We start from the raw sequence: 9064 nt of genomic DNA on the forward strand, positions 1-9064 counted from the left end.
GGGGCGACATCCATGTCCTTCCGCGCGCAGAAATGGACAAGCGCCGCAGGGGCATGGCTTTGCAAGCTTCTGGAGCGTCGCCCAACACGTCTTGCAACCGTCGCACTTGCCAACAAACTGGCCCGGATCGTCTGGGCTCTCCTGTCGCGCAAAGAGATCTATCGTCCGGCCGGCCGCAATGTCGCTGTAATCTGACATGCGCTGCCAAGACGATGGATGCCGGGGTTCGCCCCGGTAGATCCGGCAGAATGCACTGACCAGCGTGATGGGAAGACTGTAATTCAGGAACAGTTCAGGCGATACCGTTGGATGACATGTGCCATCGAGCACGTTTTCAAGATTGGTGCCTGACACGCAAGCGCACACCCATAATGGCCAGCGAAAAACGTCGCACAAACAGGCCGGACATAAGGGCGCACCTGACCGGATCCCCGCATCCTGCGAGCAGCGATGCATTCCACCGAGAAAACAAGATTTAGAGAAACGCAGAGAGATAACAAATGTGATCCATTGCATCGAACCGGCCGTCCACATAAGTCATCCAGAAAGAGAGGGTTCAGCACCTTGAGGATGTTGGGAACGCTCGTATAGTGCATCCCAAGTGCGCCACGTTCCTCATCATCTGCCACGGCCTGGATCATAGACCCGAAGATGTCCGGGTTGATTTTTGTCCAGTCGAGGGCGCCGATATGGATAAGATAGGAGCGGGCGATCTTGCTGAAACGAGGCACCTCGGGGCTGCCCGCAAATAGACCGCCATTAACGTATGGGAACCTGTCAGCGTAACGAGCAATGCCCGCTTTCTTTCGCTCTGCCGTAGGGGTATTCATTGCACGGAACAGTTCGCCAATTACCTCGTGGGTGTTAGACGAATCTCGCTCAGTCATTTTATCGACCGTGTTCGTGAAAGAGTGACCATCCTGAAAAATATCCGTGTCTTCGGCAAAGAAGCAGAAGATCAGGCGAGCCATGAAATGGTTCATGTCATGGCGGCGGTCGGAAGTTCCCCAATCTGGGTTGTCCTTGAGTAATTCGACATACAGGCGATTCAGCTTGCTGGTCGCGCGAATATCGAACGAACTTTCGCGGATTTGCTTGACTGTCGTGATGCCGGCCAAAGGAAGGAACGAGCCGAAATGATTCGGGAAGTCCGTATAGGCACAGGCGACGGTCTCGCCTGTATCCAATTCTTCAGCCTCGAAGGTCTCACCATCCGTCGCCAGGATGAACTTAGCCTTGGCCTTCGACGTGGCTGGGCTATTCCGGAGGATGGTTAAAGTCCGCGTTACATCACCGGGCTGGCAGGTAGCAATATGGATGTTATTCCGCTGGAGAACGGCGCCAGGGATGTCAGAGGCATTAGTCGAGCCTTTGGTGGCCCGGAGACGCTTGATGGTGGTGTCTTTGTTGCCGAAGGCCAGGAGGAAAAGGTAAGGGAATTCTTCCGCATCAAAAGGTTGCTCCGCCAGCGCGGATACGGCTTCTTCAATTTCTACGGCGTTCATCGCCTCTACCCAATCCCGTTCTCAAACAAGGAGATAGCATCGCCATGCCCAGAACGGCACGGAATGCTTGCTCCTTAAACTTTACATATTCCGAAGCTATACAAATTTGGATTACAGGGCCATGCCTTTGGCAGCGGCCTTGCGTTGGGTGTCCCCAATCTGGGAGCCTGCCGCCGATGCAAGGGCAGTCTGCTTCACCCCAGAGCGTTCCTGAATAGCTGCGGCGAGCTTTCCGCGATCATTGGTATAGATGGCAACACTTTGCCTGGCGCGCGACAGGGCCACATAGAAGCTCTTCTGATCCACAAGCTGGCTGGCCGTGCTATCGGCATGAACCAGAACGCGATCGGCGGTGCGTCCCTGCGCCGCAAAAGCCGTGGCCACCCAGGCATGGGCGATGTGACGGTCGCGCGGATCGTCCGGCGTCAGATGCTCGATCCTGCGATTGGCCATGCGGAGCGTGACCGTTCGCGCTGCGGGATCGACACCGATCACTTCCCCTTGCTGGCCGTTGAGCCGCCGCGCTGCCCGATCGTTACGGGTGAACTGCACGCGGTCACCGGCACGGAGTTCGATCGGCTCGGCGGTGAACACCTGGGATTGCGTCGCGCCCCATTGCCGCAAGCGCCAGTCTATGCGTCGTCCGTCACGCGCCGTCAGGATCACGGCCGCCTTTTCCGTGTCGATGCCGGCCACGGTATAGGCATCCCGGCGGGAGACGCCCTTATCGGCATAATCCTTCGTGAAACGGACGACATCACCGATCGCGTAACTACCCGCCTCCTTGGCCTCGGTGCGGGTCATGTCTTTGGTCACGAGACGCGACATTTCTACCGCCTGCCCACGCAGCGCACCCGCCCCGGCCAGCTTCTCACGGATTTTTCCGGTCAGAATGTCGCGCCCGTCACGCGAGGGCTCGATGACCAGGGCGCGCTTGCGGGCTTTCCCGTCCAGCGCCGCGAAATCCCGCGCCATCTGCTCGAACCGTGCTTCCCGTCCTTCATGCTCGACGACATGCCCGCCACCCGAATCAAGGGCCGCCAGGGCTTTCTTCGCATCGCCGGCAAGGCTGGCATCCACCGCCGCACGGGCCTGCTCGTTGGTCTGGCGCAGAATCCGGGTGAGATGGGCGGTCTCCATGCCTGCCTGCTGAAGCTGCCCGAAGGCAGCACCGGCCTCGATCGAGCCGAGTTGCGCCGTGTCGCCGACCAGCAGCACACGCGCCCGATGGGTGTCCGCCAGCGCCAGCAACTTCGCGGTGTCGCGTGCCGACACCAGCGACGCCTCATCCACGATCCAGAGCTGATCGGCGACGGTCGGTTTGCCGGGTGCCAGAAGATGCCGCGCCAGCGTGTCGGCGCGACTGCCAAGCGCATCGCCCAGCACCTGGGCCGCCGAGGCGGTCGGGGCCAGTGCCGTGACACGAAGTCCCTGCGCTTGGGCTTCTTCCGCGACGGTTGCCAGCACGGTGGAGGTCTTGGCGGTGCCGGCAGCACCCTGCAAGGCGATGATCCGGTTGCGGCTGGTGAGAATTTGCGTCGTCGCCGCGCGCTGCTCCTCGTTCCATGCGTGGCCCTGTGCTTCCGCCCGCCGTTCCGCCTGGGCCACCGCGCGGGCGGCAGCTACGGGTGCCAGGATCGGTGCGACCTGGTTCCGTCCGCTCTCTTCAAGGCGCAGCAAGGCAGCCTCGTCCGCGATATTGGCGGCCGTGGTCAGGCCCTCGAAGGCCGCACCCCGGCGATCGACGAACGAGCGGGCTTCCAGCGCGCCGGTTTTCTGCGCCCGCACGATCGCGGCACCGATCTCGGCATGGCCGACCGCGCCGAAGGCGAAACGCCCCGCCGCCTCGTGCAGCGCGGTTGTGGCGAAGACCGATTGCCGCTCGCCGAGCATCGACGCGCCCCGCGCGACCGCCCGATCGGCGGCGCATTCGCGGGCGAAAGGGCTTTCCACGTCCTGGGCTGTGGCCTGGGTCCGGGCGCGCGCCTCGGCCCGTGCGACCGTCTCGCGCCGGGCCTGTTCGTTCCAGCCGGCGGAGTCCGCCACCGCGCGCCACTCCCGGACCAGATCGGCATGGGGCACGGCCTCCTTGGCCTGCCTGGTATCGAGTGCCGCCATCTCCTTTTCGGCGGCGCTTGCCTCTTTCCGGCTGGTCCCGCGCTCGCTGAGATGCGCTTCAATCGCCTGGGATCGCTGGCTGAACGCCTCCAGGGTCGCCGCGTCGAGTCCCGCGATCTCGAAGCCGGAGTCCTTGCCCCTGACGATCGCATAGCCCAGACGCTGGACCTCGCCCGCCAGTTCCTGGCGGTAGATCGCGCCCAACTGCTTTTGTAACTGATAGAAGGCGCGGGGTTCCAGGCTCCGCCATTGCCCGCCGTCATCCTGGGTCATGTTGAGAATGATGTTATGGCTGTGAAGCTGCGGATCGAGTGCGCGGCTGGTGCCGTGGCGGAAAGTGGCAATGACCAGATTCCCCGTCGTCTCACGCCGGACCGCTCCATCCTCCCGGATGCGCGTTGCGGCGAAATGGGTTTCGGCCAGTCCCAGCGCGGTCCTGACCGCGCGCTCATGCGCCTCGACCAGGCGGCGGTCGCCCGCCACCTCTGCCAGGATCGACACCGATTTCGGGGCGCTGAAGGTCAAATCCCAGCCGGGCCGGTGCGCGATCTCGCCGTCCCGCGTCGCGCCAAGCTGCTGATCCGCGACCCGGCCTTCCAGAAGCCGGGAGAACTGGTCGTGTTCGACCGCGCCCTGCAACTTCAGCGCCTCCGCCCCTTTGCCCTGCCATTCGGACGGGGCGAGGCCACCCTCGGCGTAATAATCGTCGGCCTCGTAGTAGCTCGCCGCCTGGGCCGCGTTGGTCAGGGCCGACAGGGTGGCGACCATCAGACCGGACCAGGTTTGGAGGCCGGGTTGCGTCGGGCGGAGCGGTTCGATGCCGGGGCCTCGCCGGTGGGTTTGTCCTCCTTCTTCTCCTTTCCGGCCTTCGGCTCGTCCGGCCGCGTCTGTTTCCACAATGTCTGATCCAGGCCGATCGGCTCGAACGCTGGCGTTCCGGCCGCACCCCGCGCGATGATATGCGCGTTGGTGAGCGCAATCCGGGCCACCGGCAATCCGTCGGGCAACAGAAGATAGGCCCAGCCGGGCGGCAGGCGCAAAGCACTTTCCATCACGGCCGGGCGGACCTCGCGACGTGTACCGACCGTGATCTGTGGTTTCCGTGTTTTGGGATCGAGATTGGCCGAAAGGGTCTGGATTTCGACCTCGGCCTGGCCGATCGTCTTCGATGCCCAGTCCCGGCTCTCGACATCAGCGAGTTGAAGGAAGAGCTTGCTGTTGCAGCTTCCCAGCACCGTTTCGGCGTCCTTTTCCCCGTACCGGCTGCGCATCTGGTCGATGGCCTGGAAGGTCAGGATCACGGCCGCGCCGAACTTACGCCCCTGCGGCAGCAGGCGGGTCATGTTGTCCACGCGCGGCAGGTCCGGGAACTCGTCGAGCAGGAACCACATCCGGCGGCGATCGGAAGGCGGCAAGCCAAGCGTCGCCGAGGCCGCGCATTCCAGCCATAGCGCCATCAGGGGTTTGATGGCCTCGAAATGGTCCTCCTTGCGCGGCACGAAAATCCACGGGTGACGGCCCTTGTGGCCGTCGAACCCGGCGAAGAAGCGGGCGAAGGAAAAACTTTCGCCGCCTTGTGCCGGTTCGGCGCGCAGGAACATGAGCAGGTTGGCGGCCCTGGCGAGCATGAACAGGACGCTGGCCGTGGCGCGCTCGGCGTCCTGGGCGAACGTCCGCGCCGAGGAGGTATGGGCCAGCCAGCGCTCCATGTCCGCGCTGGACATATATTGCAGCGTATCGAGCAGCTGCGCCGGTGTGCCGCGTTTTTCTTCCCAGAGTTCACGCAGGATGTTGGCCACGAGGATGCGGGCCGTTTCCAGCCAGACATCGCGGTCCCGGTCGCCGGTCTCGCTGATCAGATAGCGGGCGATCCGCGCGGCATCGGCGGGATGGCGGATTTCGTCGAACGGGTTCCAGTAGACGCCCCGCGCATCGAAAGGATTGAGCAGGATGTCGCCCCGGACGGGGTTGTAATACTGGGCGACGAAATCTCCCGACGTGTCATAAACGAGGGCTGCCTCGCCACGGGCTTCGATCACGTCGAGAAGCTGGCGCAGGGCGGTGGTCTTGCCTGCGCCCGTGGTGCCGATCATCGCCAGATGGCGCGTCTCGATCGCGCGCGGCAGGGCGACGCTGCCCAGCCGCAGGGGCGCGGGATCGTCTGTATTCTCCGTGGCCGCCGCCAGCGTGGCTTCGGACACGACCCGACTGCCGGCGATGGTGCGGTCGGCCAGTTCCTGCGCGCGTTTACGCCGCCGCCGACCGGCGGTCAGGGCAAAGGCACCGATCCCCAGCCCCATGCCGGCCAGACCACCCAGGGCGGTGCGTTCGATCAGGGCAAGGACGCGATGCTGGACGTCCTCGCTGCCCAACAGCTCGTAGGCACCGGTCTCATAGCGTCGGCCATCAAGGATGACGATCATCGGCACATCCCGATGGCTGATGGCCAGAATGGGACGCTGGGCCTCGGCGAGAAGAAACTGCCCGGTTACGGTCAGTTCCTCGGGCGAGGTGGTGGTGACTGCCGTCAGCCCGCCACCGGCCAGCAGGCCGAGGCCGGTCACGAGGAAGCCAGCACGAAAGCGTGCACCACTCTGGGCACGGCGGATGGCGCGCAGGGCACCGGCATGCGCCTGCTGGTCAAGATCAGTGGTCATGGGGTGTCTCCCGCCAGGGCGAGCTGGCGCTGGAAGGCGTCATTGATATCGTCGGTAAGACGGGTCTCGTCGATGCGGGTGGGGGCTGCGGCACGGGCGAAGACATAGGCGGCGCAGGACACATACAGCGCGCGCTCGGTCAGGCGCTCGACATGGACGATCCGCGCGCCGATCTGCCCCAGTTCCTCCGCCAGTTCGGCGGAGATTGGTCCCGTCGTGCCCTCCTGCGTCATGGAGGCGAGGCCGATGCGGACGCAGTCCTGCAACAGGGCATACGGGGTCATCTCGCGCCGGGTAGCAAGCTGCCGGAGTGTCCGATCCAGCACGATCGGCAGGCGGACGGAATGCTGGACGTGCCTCATGGCCACCGCTCCAGCCGCACCCGATCCGCACGCGCGCAAAAGGGCGGAAATCCGCCACATATCGAGCCGCGAAGGCAGGCGCACCCCGATCGCACCCTCGAAAAACGGCAGAAAACCGCCGCAGGCCAGTGCGTGAGGTGTGTTCTTCTTTCTGTGGCCCGATGCGCAGCATCGGGGCCGCTGGTCGCATGGAAAAACCGCCATGGATCACGCATGATCCGCGCCTTCCCGGCGATGCTGGGCAGCCCAATGGGCGATCAGGACAAGGGCCTCGCGATCCGCTGTCCGGCGGTCCAGATGGGGATCGGCAGGCGGCAGAGCGTAAAGCTCATGCTCGGCAGTCCAGGCGCGGATCACACGCTCGATCGCTTCCCGAAGACGCAGGTCCAGCGCGTTCGCCTCGAAGGGTGTCAGATGGGCTGTCACGCCGGGCGTTTCGATCAGGCCGCCCAGAGGAAAGTAGGTGCGCGCCGCCGCCTGCAACGGGCCGTCTATCCGGCAAGTTGAAGTATCCCCCCGATAGACGACAAGCGGTGGGCGCACGGCATGACACCAGAAGGCGATTGCGCATCGGTAGGTCTCGCCGTCCGGGGTATCAGCGAGCAGTTTTTCGATCAGCGGGAGGGCTTCTCGGGCGATCCGGGGATGGACGCGAAAACGTAGCGTGACCCGGTTGCCAAGGTGAAGCCAGTCCTGCATGGCGCGGACAATGGGCATGGGGTATCCTTTCGTGAATCACGCGAAACACGACGAAACGGGGTTGTCGGAGGAAGTCCGGGAGCAGGCGCGGCGTGGACCGCCCCCAAATGGCTGGGGCCGCGCCGCGCCTGCGGTCAGATGTAAGTCTGGATCGGGAGGCCCTGGAGCCAATGTTCGATCTCGCCTGCGCGCCAGCGGACGCGCCCGCCACCGATCACCACGGGCGGCGGGCAGCGCTTCTGGCGCACCAGGCGATAAATGCTCGACCGACTTATGTGGACGGCCGTTTAAGCGCAATACCTCATATTGTTCTCCCGATGTCATTTCCAAAACGTATTATTCTACCGGCTGGATGATGAATACCGATTTAACGCGAAGACCCGGTCAGATGCGCTCTTATGTCCGGCCTGTTTATGCGACTTTATGCGCTGGCCATCATGGGTGTGCGCTCACGTGTCAGGCACCAATCTCGTATCGCGTGCTCAGGGGCACAGACGGTCGAACGGTATGGCCTGAACTGTTGCTGAATGACAGTCTTCCCATCACGTCGGTTCGTACATACTGCCGGATCTACCGGAGCAAGCTCCGGTGTCCATCGTTCTGCTGGTGCAGGTCAGCCTGCTGAAACACTGACACCAGCCGGACGATAGATCTCTTTACGTGACAACAACGCCCAGATGATACGAGCCATTTTATTGGCAAGTGCAACTGTTGCCAGACGCCTTGGACGACGCGCCATGAGTTCGCATAGCCACTGACCCGCAGCGCTATCCCACTTATGGGCACGATGAAGCATGGCCGTCGCACCAAGAACCAGCAACGTTCTTATCTGCCGGTTGCCCGTTTTGGTAATCCTGCCCAGACGGGTTTTACCGCCGGTAGAATGCTGACGAGGCACAAGCCCAAGCCAGGCGGCAAAATGGCGCGCAGAGGCGAAGGAGCCAATATCCGCGACCGAGGCGACAATCAGAGAAGCCGTTATGGGACCGACCCCAGGGATGGTCATCAATCGACGCGCATCCTCATCGCTTTTTGCACGCGCCCGGATCTGCACTTCCAAAGTATCAATGCTCTGAGCGACCTTTTCATAATGATCAAATAACAACATGGCACTCTGCTTCATGGCAGCAGGCAGGTCGGCTGATGTCTCTATTTTTGCCATCAGTTCTGGCAGATGGCGTGTGCCCAGAGGGGCTATCAGCCCGAACTCGGAAGCAAGAGCCCGTAACGCATTACTCAGCATGGTCTGCTGTTTGACCAGAAGAGCGCGGGTAGAATGCAGTGACAAGATACCTTGCTGCTCTTCGCTCTTGATCGGAACACACATCGTATCAGGATGAGACGCCGCCATGCAGATCGCAGCCGCATCAACAGCGTCGTTTTTCTTGCCTTTTTTGACAAATGATTTGACCCGATCAGGAGGAACCAGTCTGACATCATGACCAATCCTGCTGATCACCCGTGCCCAGTAATGAGCTGACCCGCAGGCTTCCAGAACAACTTCACATGGGTCAAGTTTTGCAAAAAATGCTGAAACTTCACTGCGACCAAGCTTGCGCTTGAAAACGCACTTTCCATTTGCGTCAGCCCCATGAGCCTGAAAAACGGATTTGGCAATATCAAGGCCAATTATGCTAGCTTTCATACGGGCGGTCTCCTCCTGATGGTCAGTGAACCTCCATCATGGCACATTGATGCCGCAGGGAGGCCGTCCACCCCATCT

General features: G+C 62.4%; 6 protein-coding genes and 2 pseudogenes. 1 reads left to right on the forward strand and 7 read right to left on the reverse strand.

Annotated features, from left to right (window positions below; genetic code table 11):
* Positions 1–195: pseudogene (locus GEU01_RS23175) on the forward strand (IS110 family transposase); the annotation flags it as partial.
* A 338-nt stretch (positions 196–533) separates the two neighbouring features.
* On the opposite strand, the pseudogene GEU01_RS23180 reads toward GEU01_RS23175, so the two are convergent.
* The 7 genes and pseudogenes from GEU01_RS23180 to GEU01_RS17580 all read right to left on the reverse strand — a co-directional run.
* Positions 534–1505, reverse strand: a pseudogene (locus GEU01_RS23180) (type IIL restriction-modification enzyme MmeI); the annotation flags it as partial.
* A 111-nt stretch (positions 1506–1616) separates the two neighbouring features.
* Complete coding sequence (gene mobF, locus GEU01_RS17560; RefSeq protein WP_019087127.1) at positions 1617–4391, reverse strand: MobF family relaxase; 2775 nt, start codon at positions 4389–4391, stop codon at positions 1617–1619.
* Positions 4391–6280, reverse strand: coding sequence for a type IV secretion system DNA-binding domain-containing protein (locus tag GEU01_RS17565; protein WP_019087128.1), 1890 nt, complete (start codon positions 6278–6280; stop codon positions 4391–4393). Before GEU01_RS17565 ends, mobF begins: the two co-directional genes overlap by 1 nt.
* Entirely contained in the window at positions 6277–6642 is a 366-nt protein-coding gene (locus GEU01_RS27030; RefSeq protein ID WP_232272609.1) for a hypothetical protein, read from the reverse strand. The genes GEU01_RS17565 and GEU01_RS27030 overlap by 4 nt, the downstream gene beginning before the upstream one ends.
* 207 nt (positions 6643–6849) lie before the next feature.
* Positions 6850–7359 (reverse strand): hypothetical protein, encoded by a 510-nt coding sequence (locus GEU01_RS17575; RefSeq protein ID WP_019087130.1) that lies wholly within the window; start codon positions 7357–7359, stop codon positions 6850–6852.
* A 116-nt stretch (positions 7360–7475) separates the two neighbouring features.
* Positions 7476–7589, reverse strand: a complete 114-nt coding sequence (locus tag GEU01_RS24775) for a helix-turn-helix transcriptional regulator (RefSeq protein ID WP_232272610.1) — start codon at positions 7587–7589, stop codon at positions 7476–7478.
* 365 nt (positions 7590–7954) lie between these two features.
* The gene (locus GEU01_RS17580) at positions 7955–8986 is read right to left on the reverse strand and encodes an IS110 family RNA-guided transposase (protein WP_026018748.1); all 1032 of its coding nucleotides are present in this window, start codon (positions 8984–8986) and stop codon (positions 7955–7957) included.
* Between the last annotated feature and the right edge of the window lie 78 nt (positions 8987–9064).

The organism is Komagataeibacter europaeus LMG 18890 (genome assembly GCF_000285295.1).
GTDB lineage: Bacteria > Pseudomonadota > Alphaproteobacteria > Acetobacterales > Acetobacteraceae > Komagataeibacter > Komagataeibacter europaeus.